This is a genomic window from Tolumonas osonensis (genome assembly GCF_014202415.1).
Lineage (GTDB): Bacteria > Pseudomonadota > Gammaproteobacteria > Enterobacterales > Aeromonadaceae > Tolumonas > Tolumonas osonensis.
In genome coordinates this window covers 173,009-193,298 of the sequence record NZ_JACHGR010000003.1, presented here as the reverse complement: position 1 = coordinate 193,298, position 20,290 = coordinate 173,009, and the positions used below count along the sequence as shown (strand labels likewise).

The 20,290-nt window shown below is 51.5% G+C and carries 18 protein-coding genes; 16 read left to right on the top strand and 2 right to left on the bottom strand.

Going from position 1 to position 20,290, the window contains the following annotated elements; all coding sequences use genetic code 11:
* Positions 1 to 74 precede the first annotated feature (74 nt).
* From oxyR to radA, 13 genes are all read left to right on the top strand, one after another.
* A complete protein-coding gene (gene oxyR, locus HNR75_RS05335) occupies positions 75 to 965 on the top strand; it encodes a DNA-binding transcriptional regulator OxyR (protein ID WP_188025972.1) in 891 nt (296 codons plus the stop codon).
* 113 nt (positions 966 to 1,078) lie between these two features.
* A complete protein-coding gene (gene rnr / locus HNR75_RS05330) occupies positions 1,079 to 3,508 on the top strand; it encodes a ribonuclease R (protein WP_188025971.1) in 2,430 nt (809 codons plus the stop codon).
* Positions 3,505 to 4,242 (top strand): 23S rRNA (guanosine(2251)-2'-O)-methyltransferase RlmB, encoded by a 738-nt coding sequence (rlmB, locus tag HNR75_RS05325; protein ID WP_188025970.1) that lies wholly within the window; start codon positions 3,505 to 3,507, stop codon positions 4,240 to 4,242. Before rnr ends, rlmB begins: the two co-directional genes overlap by 4 nt.
* A gap of 321 nt (positions 4,243 to 4,563) precedes the next feature.
* Complete coding sequence (locus HNR75_RS05320; protein WP_188025969.1) at positions 4,564 to 5,166, top strand: YitT family protein; 603 nt, start codon at positions 4,564 to 4,566, stop codon at positions 5,164 to 5,166.
* Positions 5,167 to 5,306: 140 nt separating this feature from the next.
* On the top strand, positions 5,307 to 6,893 hold the full coding sequence (prfC, locus tag HNR75_RS05315) for a peptide chain release factor 3 (protein ID WP_188025968.1): 1,587 nt from the start codon (positions 5,307 to 5,309) through the stop codon (positions 6,891 to 6,893).
* A gap of 202 nt (positions 6,894 to 7,095) precedes the next feature.
* Positions 7,096 to 7,905, top strand: a complete 810-nt coding sequence (locus HNR75_RS05310) for an outer membrane beta-barrel protein (protein WP_188025967.1) — start codon at positions 7,096 to 7,098, stop codon at positions 7,903 to 7,905.
* Positions 7,906 to 7,962: 57 nt separating this feature from the next.
* Positions 7,963 to 8,733 carry a TatD family hydrolase gene (locus tag HNR75_RS05305; RefSeq protein WP_188025966.1) on the top strand — a complete coding sequence of 257 codons (771 nt, stop codon included), beginning with the start codon at positions 7,963 to 7,965 and terminating at the stop codon, positions 8,731 to 8,733.
* Between the two features lie 171 nt (positions 8,734 to 8,904).
* A complete protein-coding gene (deoC, locus tag HNR75_RS05300; protein ID WP_188025965.1) occupies positions 8,905 to 9,675 on the top strand; it encodes a deoxyribose-phosphate aldolase in 771 nt (256 codons plus the stop codon).
* Between the two features lie 24 nt (positions 9,676 to 9,699).
* Entirely contained in the window at positions 9,700 to 11,031 is a 1,332-nt protein-coding gene (gene deoA, locus HNR75_RS05295; protein ID WP_188025964.1) for a thymidine phosphorylase, read from the top strand.
* A 7-nt stretch (positions 11,032 to 11,038) separates the two neighbouring features.
* Complete coding sequence (locus HNR75_RS05290) at positions 11,039 to 12,265, top strand: phosphopentomutase (protein WP_188025963.1); 1,227 nt, start codon at positions 11,039 to 11,041, stop codon at positions 12,263 to 12,265.
* 14 nt (positions 12,266 to 12,279) lie between these two features.
* Positions 12,280 to 12,990 carry a purine-nucleoside phosphorylase gene (gene deoD, locus HNR75_RS05285; RefSeq protein ID WP_188025962.1) on the top strand — a complete coding sequence of 237 codons (711 nt, stop codon included), beginning with the start codon at positions 12,280 to 12,282 and terminating at the stop codon, positions 12,988 to 12,990.
* Positions 12,991 to 13,076: 86 nt separating this feature from the next.
* A complete protein-coding gene (serB, locus tag HNR75_RS05280; protein WP_188025961.1) occupies positions 13,077 to 14,075 on the top strand; it encodes a phosphoserine phosphatase SerB in 999 nt (332 codons plus the stop codon).
* A 33-nt stretch (positions 14,076 to 14,108) separates the two neighbouring features.
* The gene (radA, locus tag HNR75_RS05275) at positions 14,109 to 15,476 is read left to right on the top strand and encodes a DNA repair protein RadA (RefSeq protein ID WP_188025960.1); all 1,368 of its coding nucleotides are present in this window, start codon (positions 14,109 to 14,111) and stop codon (positions 15,474 to 15,476) included.
* Between the two features lie 60 nt (positions 15,477 to 15,536).
* Here radA and rsd read toward each other — a convergent pair whose 3' ends face one another.
* Complete coding sequence (gene rsd, locus HNR75_RS05270; RefSeq protein WP_188025959.1) at positions 15,537 to 16,025, bottom strand: sigma D regulator; 489 nt, start codon at positions 16,023 to 16,025, stop codon at positions 15,537 to 15,539.
* Between the two features lie 218 nt (positions 16,026 to 16,243).
* Here rsd and hemE point away from each other — a divergent pair, with 218 nt between their 5' ends.
* On the top strand, positions 16,244 to 17,311 hold the full coding sequence (gene hemE / locus HNR75_RS05265) for a uroporphyrinogen decarboxylase (protein ID WP_188025958.1): 1,068 nt from the start codon (positions 16,244 to 16,246) through the stop codon (positions 17,309 to 17,311).
* A gap of 61 nt (positions 17,312 to 17,372) precedes the next feature.
* On the opposite strand, the gene HNR75_RS05260 is transcribed toward hemE, so the two are convergent.
* Complete coding sequence (locus HNR75_RS05260; RefSeq protein WP_188025957.1) at positions 17,373 to 18,950, bottom strand: peptidoglycan DD-metalloendopeptidase family protein; 1,578 nt, start codon at positions 18,948 to 18,950, stop codon at positions 17,373 to 17,375.
* A 269-nt stretch (positions 18,951 to 19,219) separates the two neighbouring features.
* Here HNR75_RS05260 and HNR75_RS05255 point away from each other — a divergent pair, with 269 nt between their 5' ends.
* A complete protein-coding gene (locus HNR75_RS05255; RefSeq protein WP_188025956.1) occupies positions 19,220 to 19,798 on the top strand; it encodes a DUF416 family protein in 579 nt (192 codons plus the stop codon).
* 194 nt (positions 19,799 to 19,992) lie between these two features.
* Positions 19,993 to 20,268, top strand: coding sequence for an HU family DNA-binding protein (locus tag HNR75_RS05250; protein ID WP_015879633.1), 276 nt, complete (start codon positions 19,993 to 19,995; stop codon positions 20,266 to 20,268).
* Positions 20,269 to 20,290 lie beyond the last annotated feature (22 nt).

The window sequence follows — 20,290 nt, the reverse complement described above, 5'->3', positions numbered from 1 at the left end:
ATATGGATAGCTTATTGATAGCTATAGCCACTACTTGTTATTCTTTTGATAGTTAAAATCTATCGGAATGCACAATGAATCTACGCGATCTGGAATATCTGGTTGCTTTGGCTGAACACCAGCATTTTCGGTTGGCGGCTGAAGCCTGTTATGTCAGTCAGCCGACGTTAAGCGGACAAATCCGTAAATTGGAAGATGAATTAGGTGTCGTTCTGCTGGAGCGAACCAGCCGCAAGGTGTTGTTTACCGCGTCAGGATTGCAATTGGTCGCTCAGGCCAGACGTGTCCTGGAAGAGGCCCGTCTGCTGAAGGAAATGGCGCAGCAACACACGGAAGAGATGGCCGGACCATTACATATTGGCCTGATTCCTACCGTGGGTCCTTATTTGTTACCGCATATTATTCCGGCGATTCGTCATGAGTTTCCGGAACTGGAAATCTATCTGCACGAAGCTCAGACTCACCAGATTGTGGCTCAGCTGGAAAATGGTGAACTGGACTGCGCTTTGCTGGCCCTGGTCAAAGAAACGGCATCATTCATTGAAATACCGGTATTTGATGAGGGGATGTATCTTGCTATCGCTGCCGATCATGTATGGGCGCAGCGTGAGCAGGTTGCGATGACTGAACTGTCCGGGCAACAGCTGCTGATGCTCGAGGACGGTCATTGTTTACGTGAGCAAGCGCTGGGCTTTTGTTTTGCTGCCGGAGCACGGGAAGACACTCATTTCCGGGCAACCAGTCTGGAAACATTACGCAACATGGTCGCGGCTGGTGCCGGCATTACACTGATCCCTGAACTGGCGGTTCCGCAGGAAAGAATACGTGATGGGGTGTGTTATCTGCCTTGTCATGATCCTGAGCCCAAAAGAACCATCGGCCTGATTTATCGCCCGGGTTCGCCGCTTAAAGCCCGTTACCAGCGTCTGGCCGAGTTGTGTCAGCAGCAACTGCAGAATTTTTAAACCGTAGCGTCAGGATGATGCCGCTACTACTCAGTATGGCGTCGTTCTGACAAAAAGTGATTGATTTCGCTATACTCATTGAGACTTTATTTATTGCCAATGGCAGGCCTTCTATGTCCCCTAAAGATCCTTTCGCCGCACGCGAAGCTGAAAAATACGAAAAACCTATCGCGAGTCGTGAACTCATTCTGGCATTGATTGAAAAAAATGGCCGTCCGATGTCCCGCGATGAAATCGAAAAGACACTGATGCTGACAGATGAGGAGCTGCTGGAAGGGCTGCGCCGTCGCTTGCGCGCGATGGAGCGGGATGGACAGTTGGTGTTTACCCGTGGGCGGACTTATGCGCTGCCGGATAAACTGAATCTGATCAAAGGCTATGTCATCGGCCATAAAGATGGATATGGTTTCCTGCGCCCGGATAGTGGCGGTTCTGACCTGTTCCTGAATCAATGGGATATGGCCAGCCTGATGCATGGTGATTATGTACTGGTCCAGCCTACCAAAACGGATGCCAAAGGCCGGCAGGAAGCGCGTCTGGTACGTTTGCTGCAGTCGCGGGATATGGATCTGGTTGGTCGTTACTTTGTCGAAAACGGTGTTGGTTTTGTGGTGCCGGATGATAACCGTATTATCCAGGATATCCTGGTACCGCCTGATGCAACGCTGGGTGCGCGCCAGAGCCAGATCGTGGTGGTGCGGGTGACACAACGCCCGACTGGCCGCCTGAATGCAATGGGACAGATCCTGGAAGTACTGGGTGACAATATGGATCCCGGTATGGAGATCGATATTGCGATCCGCAAATTCGGGATACCGCATGAATGGCCACAGGAAGTCCTTAACCAGATCAAGTCGCTGACAGAAGAGGTACCTGAGGAAGCAAAGGTCGGACGAGTCGATCTACGCGAATTACCGCTGGTGACCATTGATGGCGAAGATGCCCGCGATTTTGATGATGCCGTATTCTGTGAACGTAAACGCAGTGGTGGCTGGCGCTTGTGGGTCGCTATTGCGGATGTTTCTTATTATGTGCGTCCCGGTGCCGCATTGGACCATGAGGCGTATAACCGCGGTAACTCGGTGTATTTCCCTGAGTTTGTGGTACCGATGTTGCCGGAAGTGCTCTCTAACGGTTTGTGCTCGCTGAACCCGCAGGTAGATCGTCTTTGTATGGTCTGCGAAATGACCATCTCCGAAGCCGGGCGTTTATCCGGCTATAAATTCTATGAAGCCGTCATGAATTCCCATGCCCGTCTGACCTATACCAAGGTGGCGGCAATCCTGGATGGCGATCTGAAATTACGGGAACAATACGCCGAGCTAGTGCCGCACATTGAAGAGCTGCACAAACTGTATCATGCGCTGAGAACGGCACGTCACCAGCGTGGTGCGGTGGAATTCGAGAGTGATGAAACCCGTTTTATTTTCAACGCACAGCGCAAAATCGAACGTATTGTGCCGCTGATCCGTAATGATGCGCACAAACTGATTGAAGAGTGCATGATTCAGGCAAACGTGGCGGCCGCTAAGTTTATTGAGAAACAGGAAGCGGAAACGCTGTTCCGTGTGCATGATCGTCCGGGCGAGCTGAAGCTGGAGACTTTCCGCCAGTTCCTGGCCGAATTGGGTCTGGAGCTGAAAGGCGGGGAAGAACCGGAGCCAATGGATTATGCTGTCCTGGCCGCACAGGTTCAGGATCGTCCGGATGTGGAGCTGATCAATACCATGCTGCTGCGTTCCATGCAGCAGGCGCAATACAGTGCAGACAATATCGGGCACTTTGGTCTGGCGCTGAAATCCTATGCGCATTTCACATCGCCTATCCGTCGTTATCCGGATCTGTTACTGCACCGTGCCATCAAATATGAGCTGGCGCGTCAGGAAGGAAATCCGAAAAATAAATGGACGCCAGGCGGTGGTTATCATTACAACTATGATGAAATCTCCCCGATGGGTCTGCAGTGTTCGATGACCGAACGACGAGCAGACGATGCGACCCGGGATGTGGCGGACTGGTTGAAATGTGAATACATGCAGGATCATGTTGGATCTGAATTCGATGGCGTGATCTCTAATGTGACGTCATTCGGCTGTTTTATTCGTCTGGCCGATTTGAACATCGACGGGCTGGTGCATGTTTCCACACTGACCAATGACTACTACCAGTTTGATCCTTCCCGGCAGACTCTGATCGGTGAAAATTTCCGTCGCGTTTATCGTCTGGGTGATAAGGTGAAAGTCAGGGTAGTGGGTGTCAATCTGGATGATCGCAAGATCGATCTGATGCTGGTGGAAGAACCACTGGTGTTTACCGGTAAGGATGCGAAGAAAAAACAGAAACTGCTCAGTGATATTCAGGATAAGCGCGAACGCAGTAAACAGCGTAAAGCTTCTGCTGATCAGGAAAAGGCATCAGCGCCGGCAGGTAAAGAGCGTAAGCAAAAAGGCAAACATCGTACTGGTGCCAGTGATAAAATTGAGCGTTCGCGATCTGCCAAGAAAAGCGATCGTAAAAAACGTCAGGGAAAAGCGAAGAAATGAGTAGCGAATTAATTTACGGGATCCATGCGGTAAAAGCGTTGCTGGAGGTTGCTCCGGAACGTTTTCTGGAAGCATGGGTACTGAAAGGACGAGATGATGATCGTCTGCAACCGCTGTTGGCCATTCTGCAGCAGTATGGCGTCAGCATTCAGTATGTGCAGCGCAAGACACTGGATGACAAAGCCGAAGGGGCCATTCATCAGGGGATCATCGCTCGTGTGCGTGAAGGCCGTAAACTGGATGAGTCTGATCTGGACAAGATTCTGGAGAAAGAGCAGACACCCTTTTTTCTGGTATTGGATGGAGTGACCGATCCGCATAATCTGGGCGCCTGTCTGCGTACTGCCGATGCGGCGGGCGTGCATGCGCTGATTGTGCCGCGGGACAAATCGGTCAGTCTGACCGGTACGGCGCGTAAAGTGGCCTGTGGTGCTGCGGAGAGTGTTCCGTTTATTCAGGTGACAAACCTCGCCCGTACTCTGCGTGAGCTGAAAGAGCGCGGTGTCTGGGTGGTCGGCACTGCCGGCGAAGCCACGCACGATGTGTTTGCGGCGAAACTGACCGGTCCGCTGGCACTGGTGATGGGCGCAGAAGGCGACGGCATGCGGCGTCTGACCCGTGAGCACTGTGATGAGCTGATCAGTATTCCGATGGCGGGCACCGTTTCCAGTCTGAACGTATCAGTCGCGACCGGGATCTGTCTGTTTGAAGCCGTAAGACAACGACGTTCCTGACAGATAAAAAAGAGGCTGGTGATTAGCCAGCCTCGAAAATGTCACCCTTCAGAGGAGGAAAAAGGGTGGGTCTACAGAGTATTGCTCAACATAACGATGTAGATAATCATATTGCAAATGATAACTATTATCAATTGCTTTTCTCTGATTCTCTCCACTTTTTCTCTTCTTGTATAACCTGCCTGCAATTTGCACCGTTATGGTGAGTTTGTTGTCCTCGAAAGTTTACATCTCTGCGCTCTGGCTCTGAGCGGCAAAAGGTGGGTAAAAACTGTGATCTTGGTAGCATGGCGGCGGTTATGTTTACCTGATGGAAATGAGATGCCTGTTCAACACAATTGGATCGAAGATGTATTGGCCATGCTGACGGCAACCGGTCTGATTTCTCTGGGAATTGTCTTTTTTAACCAGCCCGGTCTGGTTGTCGGCGGAACCGCCGGATTGGCGCTGTTGCTGCACAAGGTGTTACCGCTGAGTTTTGGACAGCTGTTTTTCCTGCTGAACGTGCCTTTTTACTGGCTGGCCTGGAAGCGTCTGGGTGGCCTGTTTGTGGCCAAGACGCTGGTGGCCGTCTCTGCTGTCTCTTTCCTTGGTGATCACCTGCATCAATGGCTGCAGCTAAACCAGATCCGTCCGCTGTATGCGGCAATGATGGGCAGCGTACTGATCGGTATTGGCTTGCTGATCCTGTTCCGTCACCGTGCCAGCCTGGGCGGTTTTAACATTCTGTGCCTCTGGTTGCAGGAGCGTTACGGGTTGAACGCGGGTAAAGTCCAGATGGGGCTGGATTGCACCATCGTGCTTTCCTCTGCGCTGGTGACCTCCTGGTCGGTGTTATCCCTGTCGGTATTTGCCGCCATCATCGTCAATGTGGTGCTGGCGACCAACCACAAACCCGGACGTTACAACCCGGCGGCGGCCTGAAGCGGTTTTCTGTAATTCCACCTTTGCAGGCGCAGGTCGCCTGCTTTTTTCTGTTGTTCATCAATCATGGGAAAAATCAGCGACACGGTTTATAATCCGCCCCCAGTTTTGATGTATAACCAGCCAGTCAGAGACAGAAAATGCCAGATTTTCTTCAGGAAGTGGGTAAACGCCGTACTTTCGCGATCATTTCACACCCGGATGCGGGTAAAACAACCATTACTGAAAAAGTTCTGTTATTCGGACGTGCGATTCAGACTGCCGGTACGGTAAAAGGCCGTGGCGGCTCTGGTCAGCATGCGAAATCTGACTGGATGGAGATGGAAAAACAGCGTGGTATTTCTATCACCACCTCCGTGATGCAGTTCCCTTATCGCGACAGTCTGGTCAACCTGCTGGATACCCCGGGTCACGAAGACTTCTCGGAAGATACCTATCGTACACTGACGGCGGTCGACTGCTGCCTGATGGTGATCGATGCGGCAAAAGGGGTTGAGGATCGTACCCGTAAACTGATGGAAGTAACCCGTCTGCGTGATACGCCGATCCTGACTTTCATGAACAAACTTGACCGTGATATCCGCGATCCGATGGAGCTGCTGGATGAAGTCGAGAACGAACTGAAAATCAAATGTGCGCCGATCACCTGGCCAATTGGCTGTGGCAAGCTTTTCAAAGGGGTTTACCATCTGGCAAAAGATGAGACCTATCTGTATCAGTCTGGTCAGGGACACACCATTCAGGAAGTGCGCATCGTTAAAGGGCTGAACAACCCGGAATTGGATGCGGCGGTCGGTGATGATCTGGCGGCGCAACTGCGTGACGAGCTGGAGTTGGTACAGGGCGCATCCCACGAATTTGATCTGGAAGAATTCCTGAAAGGGGAAATGACGCCGGTCTTCTTCGGTACTGCGCTGGGTAACTTCGGTGTGGATCATATGCTGGATGGCCTGACCGAATGGGCACCGGCGCCAATGGCACGCAAAACCGATACCCGTATGGTGGAAGCCAGCGAAGAGAAATTCGCCGGTTTCGTCTTTAAAATTCAGGCGAACATGGATCCGAAACACCGTGACCGTATCGCCTTCATGCGTGTGGTGTCCGGTAAGTACGAAAAAGGCATGAAGATGCGTCATGTGCGTCTTGGCAAGGATGTGAATATCTCCGATGCGGTGACCTTCATGGCCGGCGATCGTGAGCAGGCGGAAGAGGCCTATCCGGGCGATATTATCGGTCTGCATAACCACGGTACCATTCAGATCGGGGATACCTTCACCCAGGGTGAAGATCTGCATTTCAGCGGTATTCCTAACTTTGCGCCGGAACTGTTCCGCCGTATCCGCCTGAAGGATCCGCTCAAGCAGAAACAGTTGCTGAAAGGGCTGGTTCAGTTGTCGGAAGAAGGAGCCGTGCAGGTGTTCCGTCCGATCGAAAACAACGATCTGATCGTGGGCGCGGTCGGTGTGCTGCAGTTTGACGTGGTGGTATCGCGTCTGAAATCAGAATACAACGTGGAAGCGATCTACGAGACCATCAACGTCTCGACTGCGCGCTGGGTTACCTGTGACGATGCGAAGAAATTCGATGAATTCCAGCGTAAGTGTGCACTCAACCTGGCACTGGATGGCGGTGATAACCTGGCGTATGTTGCACCGACCATGGTGAACCTCAATCTGACGATGGAACGTTACCCGGATGTGAAGTTCCATAAGACTCGTGAGCATTGATCCCTTTCTTTTAAATATTCCTGCCTGATTTCGCAGTTTTGCCCCCTGATTCCGGGGGGCATCGTCCGAATGCTGCTATCTTTATAGTTATTCAAATGATTCTGATGTTTGTTTGTGGATTCAAATGAATGATAACTCTGAGCTGTTTTTATAAGAACTCACTTGATATTACCCCTCTTTACTTATTGTGTAAGGATGTATCATGAAGACAATGCTCGCACCATCCCTCTCGCTGTTAGCTGTATTGTGTGCCTCCCAGGTTTTTGCTGCGAATTCGTTGCGTACTGAAACAGGGCAGGAACTGGGACTCAGTGTCTCTTACTATCAATTTGAAGTATCTGACGTCAATCTTGATGATGAATACCGGCTTACCGGTACGGAACTGGATGGCGTCAAGATTGGTGTCGATTACACCAGCACCATGGCGTTGCAAAACGACTGGTTTTTCAAAATAAATGGCCGTCTGGCTTATGGTCAGGTTGATGCTTCGGCAGAAGCAAACGGTTACTCATTAGATCTGGATGATAATTCCGATTTATATTACGAAATCAGACCGTTGCTCGGTAAAGAGTTTTTTATCACCGAGGGTATCCTGGCGCCTTATATTGGCTTCGGTTACCGCCATTTACGAAACGAGCTGAGTGGTAATGACGAAACGGGGGCGTTTGATTACGACCGTACCAGTCAGTACTACTATTTACCCGTTGGTTTGATATACCGGGCTGCGCTGGATAGTCAGTCTCAGTTAGAAACAACACTGGAGTACGATTATCTGATCCGGGGTGAACAGGATACGGATATTTCTGCCGGAGATAGCTCATTCAGTTCGGAAAATACCCAGAACAATGGCTATGGCATCAAATTTTCCAGCTTATACCGCATTAACGATTTAGCGGTTGGTCCGTATATTGATTACTGGAATATTGATAAATCGGATCTCTCGGATGTTGGTTATTACGAACCGGGTAATGAGACCTTTGAGGTGGGTGTTAAAGCCTCAATGCGCTTCTAAAACGTGATTAATTAGCATATAAAGGCCGTATCAACGGCCTTTTTTATTGCTGGGATTATGCTGACAGACACCCATATTCATCTTGATCTGCAGGAGTATGCTGATGATCTGCCGCAGGTCGTGGCGCGCAGTGAAGCGGCTGGTGTTAACCGCTGGATTGTCCCGGCCATTGGATCGTCCTATTGGCTTGCATTACCTGTACTGCATCAACAATATCCCAGTCTCTATTATGCGTTCGGTTTGCATCCGTGGTTTTTAGCGCAGGAAAATGATTCTGCCATTGCAGAGCTGGAACGTCTTTTACAGCAGCGTCCAGTCGGGCTGGTGGCAATCGGGGAGTGTGGCCTAGATGGTGCGGTGGATGTGCCGATGTCGTTGCAAATAGACATGCTGGAAAAACAACTGGCACTGGCCAGTCAGTATCAGTTGCCGGTGATTTTGCATTGCCGTAAAGCCTTCAATGAACTGCTGCGGATCGTCAAACAATTTGATTTGCCGCGTGGTGGTGTCTGGCATGCCTTTTCCGGATCCCGTCAGCAGGCAGAACAATTTATTGAAATGGGATTTATGCTCGGCATTGGTGGTGTGATTACCTATGAACGGGCGGATAAAACCCGCAAGGCGGTTGCCAAACTGCCGGCAGAGAGTCTGCTGCTGGAAACAGATGGTCCGACGATGCCGTTATCCGGTCGCCAGGGGGAGCGTAATGAGCCTGCTTATCTGCCGGAAGTGTTGCAGGAATTATCACTGTTGCGGAACACCTCGCAGGAGGAGTTAATCCGGCAAATCGAGTTTAATTCTGAAAAAATGTTCCGTTTTTCTGGCTAATCTCAGTTTTTATCTCTGCTTTTTCACGATATTCTTACCGTTCTGCGCAATGCACTGCTATTGCGCTATCACCTCCAGGTACGATGCCTGGCGGCAAAGCCGCTATCATTTAATACACAACCTTGACTCTTTGACCGGGCATTGTCCGGTGTGATTGATTTGGAGATACGGATGCCTGATTTACAACAAACCGCGCAACGGGCACTGCAACTGATGGATCTGACCACCCTGAATGATAACGACACCGATGCGGTTGTGATTGCGTTGTGCCGGCAGGCAAAAACGCGGGCCGGAAATACGGCTGCTGTCTGTGTGTATCCCCGTTTTGTTCCTGTTGCCCGTAAAACATTGCGCGACATCGGCGCCCCGGAAATAAAGGTGGCGACGGTCACCAATTTCCCGCATGGTAACGATGATATTGAGATTGCCGTAGCTGAAACCCGGGCGGCGGTAGCGTATGGTGCTGATGAGGTGGATGTTGTTTTTCCGTATCGTGCGCTGATGGCAGGCAACACGACGGTTGGTTTTGAGCTGGTGAAAGCCTGCAAAGCCGTTTGTGGTGAACAGGCATTGCTGAAAGTCATCATCGAAAGTGGCGAGCTGAAAATACCGGCGTTGATCCGTACGGCGTCCGAGATTGCCATTGCTGCCGGTGCTGATTTCATCAAGACATCCACCGGCAAAGTACCGGTTAATGCAACGCCGGAAGCGGCGAAAATCATGCTACAGGTGATTAAAGAGAAGAACCCATCCGTCGGTTTTAAAGCTGCGGGAGGGGTGAAAAATACGGTTCAGGCGGCTGAATATTTATCCCTGGCGGCCTCGGTACTGGGTGAGGAGTGGATTTCTGCCAAAACATTCCGCTTTGGTGCATCCAGTCTGCTGGCTGATTTGCTGAAAACGTTGGGATATCAGTCGCAAACGGCTGCATCAGGATATTAATTAGTTTACCAGCAAGGGGGCACCATGTTCCTTCCGCAAGAAATTATTCGTAAAAAACGCGATGGTTTTGTACTGACTGACAGTGAAATTCAGTTCTTTGTTCAGGGCATCACGCAGAACACGATCACTGAAGGTCAAATCGCCGCACTGGCGATGGCGGTTTTCTTTCAGGGCATGACGATGCCGGAACGGATCGCGCTGACCTGTGCCATGCGAGACTCCGGCTCGGTGCTGGACTGGCATGAGCTGGAGTTGCCGGGACCAGTGCTGGATAAACATTCCACCGGTGGTGTGGGGGATGTGGTCTCGCTGATGCTGGGTCCGATGGTTGCGGCCTGTGGTGGATATGTGCCAATGATTTCCGGGCGGGGTCTGGGGCATACCGGCGGTACGCTGGATAAATTCGATGCGATCCCCGGTTATCAGACTAGTCCGCTGAACGCCATTTTCAAGAAAGTGGTGAAAGAAGTCGGCGTTGCGATCATTGGCCAGACCTCCGATCTGGCACCGGCGGACAAACGCTTTTATGCCACTCGTGATGTGACTGCGACAGTCGAATCCATTCCGCTGATTACCGCGTCCATTTTATCGAAGAAACTGGCGGCCGGGCTGGAAGCGCTGGTCATGGATGTCAAGGTGGGCTCCGGTGCCTTTATGCCGACCTATGAGCAGTCGGAAGAACTGGCGAAAAGCATAGTCGCTGTCGCTAATGGTGCTGGTTGCCGAACCACGGCATTGCTCACCGACATGAATCAGGTGTTGGCGAGCAGTGCCGGTAATGCTGTGGAAGTTCGGGAAGCGGTACGCTATCTCACCGGTGCATATCGTCATCCGCAGTTACATGAAGTGACGATGGCACTGTGTACCGAAATGCTGCTCTCCGGCGGGCTGGCTGCCAATGAGCAGGAGGCCAGAACCAAACTGCAGCAGGTACTGGATAACGGCAAAGCGGCTGAAACCTTTGCCCGGATGGTTGCCGCACTGGGTGGCCCAGCTGATTTTGTCGAGAACTGCGATGCGCATCTGGAACAGGCTGAAATTATCCGTCCTGTTTATGCGGCATCGACCGGGATCGTGAACCGGATTGATACCCGGGCGCTGGGGATGGCCGTGGTAGCGTTGGGCGGCGGCCGGTTGCGTGCGTCAGCGCCTATTGATTATGCGGTCGGTCTGACTGACGTTATCTCGTTAGGCGAACAGGCGGATCAGGCGCGCCCGCTGGCGTTCATTCATGCCCGGACGGAAGCGCAATTTGAACAAACTGCGGCGGTGATCCGTAATGCTGTTCAGGTGGGTGAGGCAAAAGCAGAAGTGCCGCCATCGGTTTATCGCCGTATTACCCTGGCGGATGTTTGAGGTAGAAATGAAACGAACCATTATTTTAATGCTGGATTCACTGGGTATCGGGGCGAGTGCCGATGCCGCCCGTTTTGGTGATGAAGGTGCCAATACCCTGGGACATATTGCTCAGGCATGTGCTGACGGACTGGCCAATAATGGCCGCCAGGGGCCACTGCAATTACCCAATCTAACCCAGCTGGGACTGGCGCATGCCTGTGCTGACGCCAGTGGTGTGTTCCCTGCAGGCCTGGATGCCTCGGTCACACCTGTTGCCGCGTACGGTTATGCGAAAGAACTGTCGTCCGGTAAGGATACCCCGTCCGGACACTGGGAAATGGCCGGCGCGCCGGTGCTGTTTGACTGGGGGTATTTCACGGATAAGCAGAACAGTTTTCCGCCGGAATTGCTGGATGCGCTGGTAGCGCAGGGGAATTTGCCGGGTTATCTCGGTAACTGTCACGCTTCCGGTACTGAGATCCTGGATCGTCTCGGCGAAGAGCATATGCAAACCGGTAAGCCGATTTTCTACACTTCGGCAGATTCCGTATTCCAGATTGCCTGTCATGAAGAGACCTACGGCCTGGATAAACTGTATGATCTGTGCAAACTGGCGCGTCAGTTGCTGGCGCCTTATAACATCGGCCGAGTGATTGCCCGTCCGTTTATCGGTGCCAAAGCCGGCGAGTTCAGCCGTACCGGTAACCGCCACGATTATGCGGTTGAACCGCCGATCCCGACTTTACTGGATCGGATGAAAGCCGCGGGCGGTGAAGTGATCTCGATTGGCAAAATCTCCGATATCTATGCCGGATGCGGTATCACCCAACAGCACAAGGCAACTGGTCTGGAAGAGTTATGGGATAAGACACTGCTACAGGTAAAAACGGCACCGGATCAGTCGATTATCTTCACGAACTTTGTCGACTTCGATTCATCGTACGGCCATCGTCGTGACGTGGCCGGTTATGCCGCGGCGCTGGAATATTTTGATTCCCGCCTGCCGGAATTGTTTGCACTGCTGCAGCCTGGTGATCGCGTCGTACTGACCGCCGATCATGGCTGTGATCCAATCTGGACCGGGACCGATCATACCCGCGAACATGTGCCGGTTATTTTCTACGGTGATACCGTGCCGCCGCAGGATCTGGGCATGCGGGACACGTTCGCCGATATCGGACAAACCATTGCGGCCTATCATGGCCTGCCGGTGCTTGAATATGGCAGCAATTGTCTGCCGGAACATCATTAACAGAAGGAATAAAGATGGCCACTCCACACATTAATGCCAAAGAAGGTGCCTTTGCGGAAACGGTACTGATGCCGGGTGACCCGCTGCGTGCGAAATACATCGCTGAAACTTATCTGGAAAATGCGGAACTGGTGACCGATGTGCGCAACATGTTCGGTTATACCGGGTTTTACAAAGGCCGCCGTGTTTCAGTCATGGGGCATGGCATGGGTATTCCGTCCTGTTCTATCTATACCAAAGAGCTGATCACCGAATATGGGGTGAAAAACATCATCCGTATCGGCTCCTGCGGTGCCGTGCGGGCGGATGTCAAAGTGCGGGATGTGATCATCGGGATGGGGGCGTGTACCGATTCCAAAGTGAATCGTATGCGTTTCAAAGATCATGATTTTGCTGCGATTGCCGATTTCGGTCTGCTGCGCAATGCCGTCGCGGCGGCCGAAACCTTAGGGATCCCGGTTAAGGTCGGTAATCTGTTCTCTGCCGATCTGTTTTACAGCCCGGACCCGCAGATGTTTGATGTGATGGATAAATTCGGCGTGCTGGGCGTGGAAATGGAAGCGGCCGGTATCTATGGCGTTGCGGCGGAATATGGTGCCAAAGCGCTGGCCATCTGCACGGTATCTGATCATATCAAGACCGGTGAGCAGACTTCAGCAGAAGAGCGTCAGAATACGTTCGATGAGATGATGAAGATTGCGCTGGAATCTGTCCTGCTGAACTGAGCGATGATGAGATAACGCTTGCCTGAAGGAAAAGCGATCGGCTACGCTGTCGGCCGCTTTTTCTGACTGACAGGGAGTTCATCACCATGCCAATTTCCGCGTTGCCTGAGCAAATTGCTGACTGGCTCGTTCATTTCCCCGCATCCGGGGTGCTTCAATTTACTGATCGTGGAACTGAGGCGGTCGATAAGCCTGAATGTGATGGTTATGTCGTGCTGATGGGACAATCACTGGCGCCAGAGCACGTCGCCGCGACCCTGAAACAGATCCGTGACATGGGCATGGCAACCTGCTGCTTTGTGCCTTTTGCAGTCGGTGATGTCTGGACGGTGGTGCTGGGTACCTCTGCACACTCATCGGATCTGATGCAGTGGCTGAAAGTTCAGGATTGGTCCATTGACGGTGCGCATGTTGCCGAGCTGCCACGTTTGCAGGCTGGTGGTCTGATCCTGATGGATATGGATTCTACCGCTATCCAGATCGAATGCATCGATGAGATTGCCCGTCTGGCCGGTGTCGGTGAGCAGGTCGCCGCAGTAACTGCCGCTGCGATGCACGGCAAACTGGAATTCTCGGAAAGTCTGCGTAATCGTGTCGCCCTACTGAAAGATGCGCCAATTTCCATTCTGGATCAGGTTGCCGCAAATATTCCGCTGATGCCGGGACTGACGGATCTGGTCAGCACCGCGAAAGCGGCTGGCTGGAAAGTGGCCATTGCTTCCGGAGGTTTCACCCATTTTGCCGGTGTCCTGCAGCGTGATCTGGGGCTGGATCATATCGAATCCAACGTACTGGATATCGATGGTGATCGTCTGACCGGTAAGGTGAACGGCCGCATCGTCGATGCCAAAGTCAAAGCCGAAACGCTGGCGGAACTGAAAGAACGTTATCAGGTATCCGACAAACAGACGGTGGCCATTGGTGATGGCGCCAATGACCTGCCTATGCTGAAAGCCGCAGCACTGGGTGTGGCGCTTCATGCCAAGCCTGTGGTGCGTGAGCAGGCGCAGGTTGCAATCCGTCATATGAATCTGGAAGCCGTTATCTGCCTGCTGCAGGCCGGCGATGTGATTGCGCAAGCCTGATTTAATCGCCCATTTCTTGAAAGAGGAGCTGTGATGGCCAAAAGTAAGGTGGCGTATGTCTGTAATGAATGTGGCGCCGAATTTTCCCGCTGGCAAGGGCAATGCTCTGAATGTAAAGCATGGAATACCATCACAGAAATCCGGCTGGGCCCCTCTGCCATCACCCGCAAGAGCGGCGAACGGAGCGGCTATGCGGGTGAACTCAGCAGTAAGGTCCAGACCCTTTCGGAAGTCTCATTAGCGGAATTACCGCGTATCAGTTCTGGCTATAAAGAGCTGGATCGGGTGCTGGGGGGCGGGATTGTGCCCGGTTCCGCGATGCTGATCGGTGGCCATCCGGGCGCCGGCAAAAGTACGCTGCTGTTACAGACGATGTGTTCCCTGGCAGAACGGATGCCCGTGCTGTATGTCACCGGGGAAGAGTCGTTACAGCAGGTGGCGATGCGGGCACACCGGCTGGGATTGCCCAATGACAAACTGCGCATGCTTTCTGAAACGAGTGTGGAACAGATTTGTCATCTGGCACTGCAGGAAAAACCGGCTGTGATGGTCATTGATTCTATCCAGGTCATGCACGTAGCCGATGTCAGTTCATCACCGGGTTCTGTGTCCCAGGTCAGGGAGAGTGCCGCTCAGCTCACCCGTTTCGCCAAACAGCATCAGGTGGCGATCTTCATGGTCGGCCATGTTACCAAGGACGGAACATTAGCCGGTCCGAAAGTGCTGGAGCACTGTGTCGATTGTTCGGTATTACTGGAAGGGGATGCCGACTCCCGTTTTCGTACCCTGCGTTGTCAGAAGAACCGCTTTGGCGCGATCAATGAACTGGGCGTGTTTGCCATGACCTCGCAGGGGATGAAAGAGGTCAGCAACCCGTCGGCGATATTCCTCAACCGGGGCGAAGCTGAGAGTGCCGGTTCGGTGGTGATGGTGATCTGGGAAGGCACACGACCGCTACTGGTAGAACTGCAGGCGCTGGTGGACTATTCACAGCTGGCGAATCCGCGCCGCCTGGCCGTTGGCGCCGAACATAACCGGCTGGCGATGCTGCTGGCGGTGATGCACCGGCATGGCGGTATCCAGATGGCGGATCAGGATGTCTTTATCAACGTCGTGGGTGGGGTAAAAGTCGAGGAAACCAGTGCGGATCTGGCACTGATTGCGGCGATGGTGTCGAGTTTCCGTGACAAACCGATCCCGAAGGATCTGATCATCTTTGGTGAAGTTGGCTTGTCGGGCGAGATCAGACCAGTGCCATCAGGTCAGGAACGTTTGCAGGAAGCCGCGAAGCATGGTTTCCGGCAGGCGATTATTCCAAAACCCAATATGCCCAAACACGAGATTGCCGGGATGAAAATAATGCCGGTAACCAGTTTGCAGGAAGCGATAGAATTACTCTGATAGCCAGCAGACTACAGTAGTTTACAGGGCGTTGTTTGCGGCGCCCTGTACAGATTGTTGTTACCGGGTTTCAGCGGCTGCGGCTTGTTCTTCCTCGCTCAGCACATTCAGAACCAGCACCAGCTTGTCTTCAAACTTGAACCGTTCTTCCAGGGTCAACCCAAGCTGACTCAGATCGGCTTCCAGTTCCGGCATCTCATCATCACAGCCATCACCATAACGTTCATTGAAATCCAGAATTGATTCGGTAGTATCTTGGATGCGGTCAATCAGACGGTTGGTTAATGTCAGATGCCGTCCTTCGGCCTTTTCATATGCCGCAATCAAAATTTCATAAATTTCAAAGTGTCCGGCGGAAACATAGTCCACCAGACGATCACAGAAATCAGACAGCTCTTCTTTGGTCGGCAAGGTTTTTCGATACGGAGGCATCAGTCCGGCCAGTTGCATATATTCGACTAGCAAGTTACGACGGACATCCAGCCAGGCATCAATGACCGGGTGTTTTCCTGCGACCTGTTGGCGGATTTTATCGAGAGTAACCAGCATGTTGCCTCCTTGGTTAGCTATTCAGAAAGCGCATTTCCCTTCTGATCTCATTGTGCGGCCTTTGGTTAAAATGACCCACCACTGAATACCACAACTGTTAAGCATGTCTCTTTTCAGATCGCATCTCGTTTATGCTTTAGCCAGTTTGCTGATTGTTAGCAGCATGTTAACCCCCAGAATGTTAGAATTAACAAATATTGGCTAACCAGAACAGATAGATGACTAAGATAGAAAATGATCGTTACCTGCGGGCGTTGTTGCGTCAGCCTGTAGATCGCACGCCTGTGTGGTTAATGCGTCAGGCAGGACGTTATCTGCCGGAATACCGACAGTTACGTGCGGAGGCGGGTGATTTCATGACGTTATGCCAGACACCGGAACTGGCCTGTGAAGTGACTCTGCAACCATTGCGGCGCTTTGATCTGGATGCCGCTATTTTGTTCTCAGATATTCTGACTATTCCGGATGCCATGGGACTGGGGTTGAGTTTTGGAGCAGGGGAAGGCCCCAGATTTGCCAAAACCATTCAGCATCAGCGGGATGTTGATGCGCTACCGTTGCCGGACCCGGAAGGCGAGCTGCGCTATGTGATGGATGCGGTCCGGACAATAAAGAAAGCGCTGGCACAGCGTGTTCCCTTGATTGGTTTCTCCGGCAGTCCCTGGACGCTGGCAACCTATATGGTGGAAGGCGGCAGCAGCAAGCAATTCAGCCGTATCAAACAAATGATGTATCGTGAGCCTGCGCTGTTGCATGGATTACTGGATAAACTCGCAACCAGCGTGACCCAGTATCTGAATGGACAAATTGCAGCAGGTGCTGATGCGGTGATGATTTTTGATACCTGGGGTGGGGTGTTATCACATCAGGATTATCAGGACTTTTCATTGCAGTATATGACACGGATTATTCAGGGGATCCATCGTCAGTATGAAGGACGCGTTATTCCGGTCACCCTGTTTACCAAAGGTGGCGGACAATGGCTGGAGGCGATCGCGGCATCCGGTTGTGATGCGGTGGGTCTTGACTGGACGACGGATATTGCTGTAGCCAGACAGCGGGTCGGCGATAAAGTGGCATTGCAGGGCAACATGGATCCGGCCGTTTTGCAGGGTGACGATGCGCTGGTCACGGCCAAGGTTCAGCAGATATTGCAGCAGTATGGCCATGGTTCAGGCCATGTGTTTAATCTGGGGCATGGCATTACGCCTGATATCGAACCTGCGCGGGTAAAAACGTTTGTCGATGCGGTGCATCATTTTTCTGCTGCTTATCATCAGGCCTGAAACAACAAGACCGGCACTCAGGCCGGTCTTGTTGAATCGTCTTAATCATCAGCTATGTTGATTAGCTGTCATTCAGCAAACGCTTATATTCGTTGATTTTAGCCACCAGCGATTTCTTCGCCTTGGTTTGCATAGGCTCATTCATCGGTAAATCAACACGCATTGCATTCACTGCACGATTGTTCACATGGAATTCATAATGCAGGTGCGGGCCGGTTGAACGGCCGGTATTGCCTGATAAACCGATTACCTGCCCCATTTTCACCTTTTGACCCGGTTTGACCATGGATTTACTCAGGTGCATGTAAACAGAGCTGTAGCGACCACTATGGCGCAGAACGATATAGATCCCCATATCCTTATGACGAGTTGCTTTTACTACGACTGCATCACCTGTTGCCTGCACCGGTGTACCCACACGGACTGAGAAATCGGTACCGTTATGTGCCATCACCCGTCCCGTTACCGGATTAACCCGGTGCGGGTTGAAATTGGAACTGACTCTGGTTGAAGACGGAATAGGGTAACGCATGAACTTACCGCTCTTTGTCATGCTCAGACTGCTGCCGTCATCATCATAGAACTGATTATCTTTTGTGTTACGGAACGCAGAATAGTTTTTACCTTTTGTCGTAATCATGACTGCCAGCACGCGCGCATCACTGCCGGCTTTGCCTGCAATAGCATTACGATCGAACAGTACTTTGAACGTATCGCCTTTTTTCAGGTCACGACGAAAATCGATCTGTCCCTGAAACAGACGGGCCACCTGATGCACGTGGGCGGCGCTGAGTCCGGCATTCCGGGCGCTGGCAGCAAATGTACCTGCAATTTTACCACTCAGTACACGGGTAGGACGAATTGCCGGGCGGGCCGCTTCTTTTTTCTCTGCAGCCTGCGCTTTCGCTTTTTCAGCAGCTTTTTTCTTGCTGTTTTCTTCGGCTGCCAATCTGGCCGCTTCTTTTTTGCTGACTTTACTGTTGTCTGCTGTTACAGCCGGAGAGTCAGTTTTAGTATTTGTATTCGTTGCATCAGGTGCGGCGATGCTTTCCTGTTTAGAGTCGTCTGCGTCGGTATCACTACTTTGTTCGATACGGGACTGGTAAGTATCATTTTTACGCTCAAAAATGACGTGTTTTTCCAGATCCAGCGGGATATCCAGTTTCTGGATAACGTTTGCGTCATCCAGATAAAAGGTGATTTTCTGACCGGGCTTCAGACGTACCAGCGAATTCTGAATGTCGACTTCCAGCAGTTTCTGCAATGTGACAGCAGAAAGGTTAAGCGTGTTGAAGATATAAGACAGGTTATCATCATCTTTGACCGTGTAGTCCATCAGCTGGAGTTCACCGGTTGATACAGCTTCATCTGGAATGCCGTCATCGTCATCCAGCAATGCATCATGCGGAACACTGACGAATTCGGTATCAGCAGCCTGCTTGCTCAGTTCCGCATCCATAGTGAGATCTTCGTTTGAAACCGGAATCGGCTCATCGGAAAGAAGTTCACCCGGAGGCGGTAACAGCGTGATACTGGCCACAGAGAAACATGCCAGCATAATGATGGCGTAAAGGTGCTGGCGGGGAATGGGTAACTCACGATTCACCAAACCTGTAAACGGTGTGAAAATCCGTTTCATTGTTCTGTCTTCGCTCTGTTGAATATTGGACGTCATACCATCCGTGAATGCAGGTCGGGAAATATCACCGCCTTAGATGGCATAAAACCCGATTTGTACCATGGACGGTAGTACAATGACAATAAAACAGGTCACGAAATGCGGAGATAGGACGTGTTTGGTTATTTTTTGTTCGACTTTGTATTCCTGGATAGTCATCTGGATGCCAGTTAATTTTTCATTAGTGGCATACTGGCTTACAATTCGCTTCTCACTCGAAGGAGACAACCGTGTTTGGTGACAAGTTCTATAAGAAATTGCGTAAGCTGATGCCATGGCAACAGACAGTCTTTGCGCTGGCGTTAAGTGAAAGAATGTATCCTAACTATTGCTTGTATGCCGAAAGTACAGGACGGGGTGATACCCGGCTAATTCGCAGTTCGCTGGATACCATGTGGCAATATCTGACTGAGAAAAGCATGCAGGTAGATTTGTCGGCAATACTGGAGCAGATTGAAGCTGCCATGCCGGAACCGCAACAAGAGGAGTGTTATGGCGCCTGGCCGGCACTGGATACCTGTGTGGCGCTGGCGACTGCTTATAACTCGGTGGTTTTTCGTCTGGGTGATGAAGCTTACGATGTCAGCCAGACATCCATGGGAACCGTGGTTGGATTTATTGAGATGCAACAGGGACGGGAGCTTTCTGCTGAAGAGTTGTACGCCGAACCGCTGGTAGAAGACGAGATGGCTTTTCAGGTTGCATTGCTCGACGAAGTATCCCAACCCCGCGATGCGGCGGTTATCCTGAAAATCAAAGAAATGGCCGAACAGGGTGGTATATCGAATCTGGGGATTTCTCTGGAATAACGACCGGACAGATAAAGTGCTGTCTGATGGTATAAAGCTTAACCGGCTGGCAGCATGTTTTGTGACAGCCATGAAGTTCCCGCTAAAAATGTGCTGTTTTCCTGGGAAATACGACAGAAAGTTTTTGCCAGTCAGCAGAATTTTGACTAGATTGAGGCAGCTTTTTTGATCGGCTTAAATAATAAGGATTGCGTATGAACAAAACTGAGCTTGTTGATGCGATTGCAGCCAAGGCTGACATGAGCAAAGCCCAGGCTAAAGTGGCACTGGAACAGATTCTGGAAACTATTACTCAAAGCCTGAAAGAAGGCGATCCGGTACAACTGGTTGGCTTCGGTACTTTCAAGGTAAATCACCGGGCAAGTCGTACTGGTCGTAACCCTCAGACCGGTCAGGAAATCACGATTGCAGCTTCTAACGTGCCAACTTTTGTTGCTGGCAAAGCATTAAAAGATGCTGTAAACGGTTAATCTTTTCTGTATTAATCTTTTC

Bases quoted from the DNA above. Each gene is read 5' to 3' on its own strand.
- oxyR (WP_188025972.1), top strand. From the start codon at position 75: ATGAATCTACGCGATCTGGAATATCTGGTTGCTTTGGCTGAACACCAG.
- rnr (WP_188025971.1), top strand. From the start codon at position 1,079: ATGTCCCCTAAAGATCCTTTCGCCGCACGCGAAGCTGAAAAATACGAA.
- rlmB (WP_188025970.1), top strand. From the start codon at position 3,505: ATGAGTAGCGAATTAATTTACGGGATCCATGCGGTAAAAGCGTTGCTG.
- HNR75_RS05320 (WP_188025969.1), top strand. From the start codon at position 4,564: ATGCCTGTTCAACACAATTGGATCGAAGATGTATTGGCCATGCTGACG.
- prfC (WP_188025968.1), top strand. From the start codon at position 5,307: ATGCCAGATTTTCTTCAGGAAGTGGGTAAACGCCGTACTTTCGCGATC.
- HNR75_RS05310 (WP_188025967.1), top strand. From the start codon at position 7,096: ATGAAGACAATGCTCGCACCATCCCTCTCGCTGTTAGCTGTATTGTGT.
- HNR75_RS05305 (WP_188025966.1), top strand. From the start codon at position 7,963: ATGCTGACAGACACCCATATTCATCTTGATCTGCAGGAGTATGCTGAT.
- deoC (WP_188025965.1), top strand. From the start codon at position 8,905: ATGCCTGATTTACAACAAACCGCGCAACGGGCACTGCAACTGATGGAT.
- deoA (WP_188025964.1), top strand. From the start codon at position 9,700: ATGTTCCTTCCGCAAGAAATTATTCGTAAAAAACGCGATGGTTTTGTA.
- HNR75_RS05290 (WP_188025963.1), top strand. From the start codon at position 11,039: ATGAAACGAACCATTATTTTAATGCTGGATTCACTGGGTATCGGGGCG.
- deoD (WP_188025962.1), top strand. From the start codon at position 12,280: ATGGCCACTCCACACATTAATGCCAAAGAAGGTGCCTTTGCGGAAACG.
- serB (WP_188025961.1), top strand. From the start codon at position 13,077: ATGCCAATTTCCGCGTTGCCTGAGCAAATTGCTGACTGGCTCGTTCAT.
- radA (WP_188025960.1), top strand. From the start codon at position 14,109: ATGGCCAAAAGTAAGGTGGCGTATGTCTGTAATGAATGTGGCGCCGAA.
- rsd (WP_188025959.1), bottom strand. From the start codon at position 16,025: ATGCTGGTTACTCTCGATAAAATCCGCCAACAGGTCGCAGGAAAACAC.
- hemE (WP_188025958.1), top strand. From the start codon at position 16,244: ATGACTAAGATAGAAAATGATCGTTACCTGCGGGCGTTGTTGCGTCAG.
- HNR75_RS05260 (WP_188025957.1), bottom strand. From the start codon at position 18,950: ATGAAACGGATTTTCACACCGTTTACAGGTTTGGTGAATCGTGAGTTA.
- HNR75_RS05250 (WP_015879633.1), top strand. From the start codon at position 19,993: ATGAACAAAACTGAGCTTGTTGATGCGATTGCAGCCAAGGCTGACATG.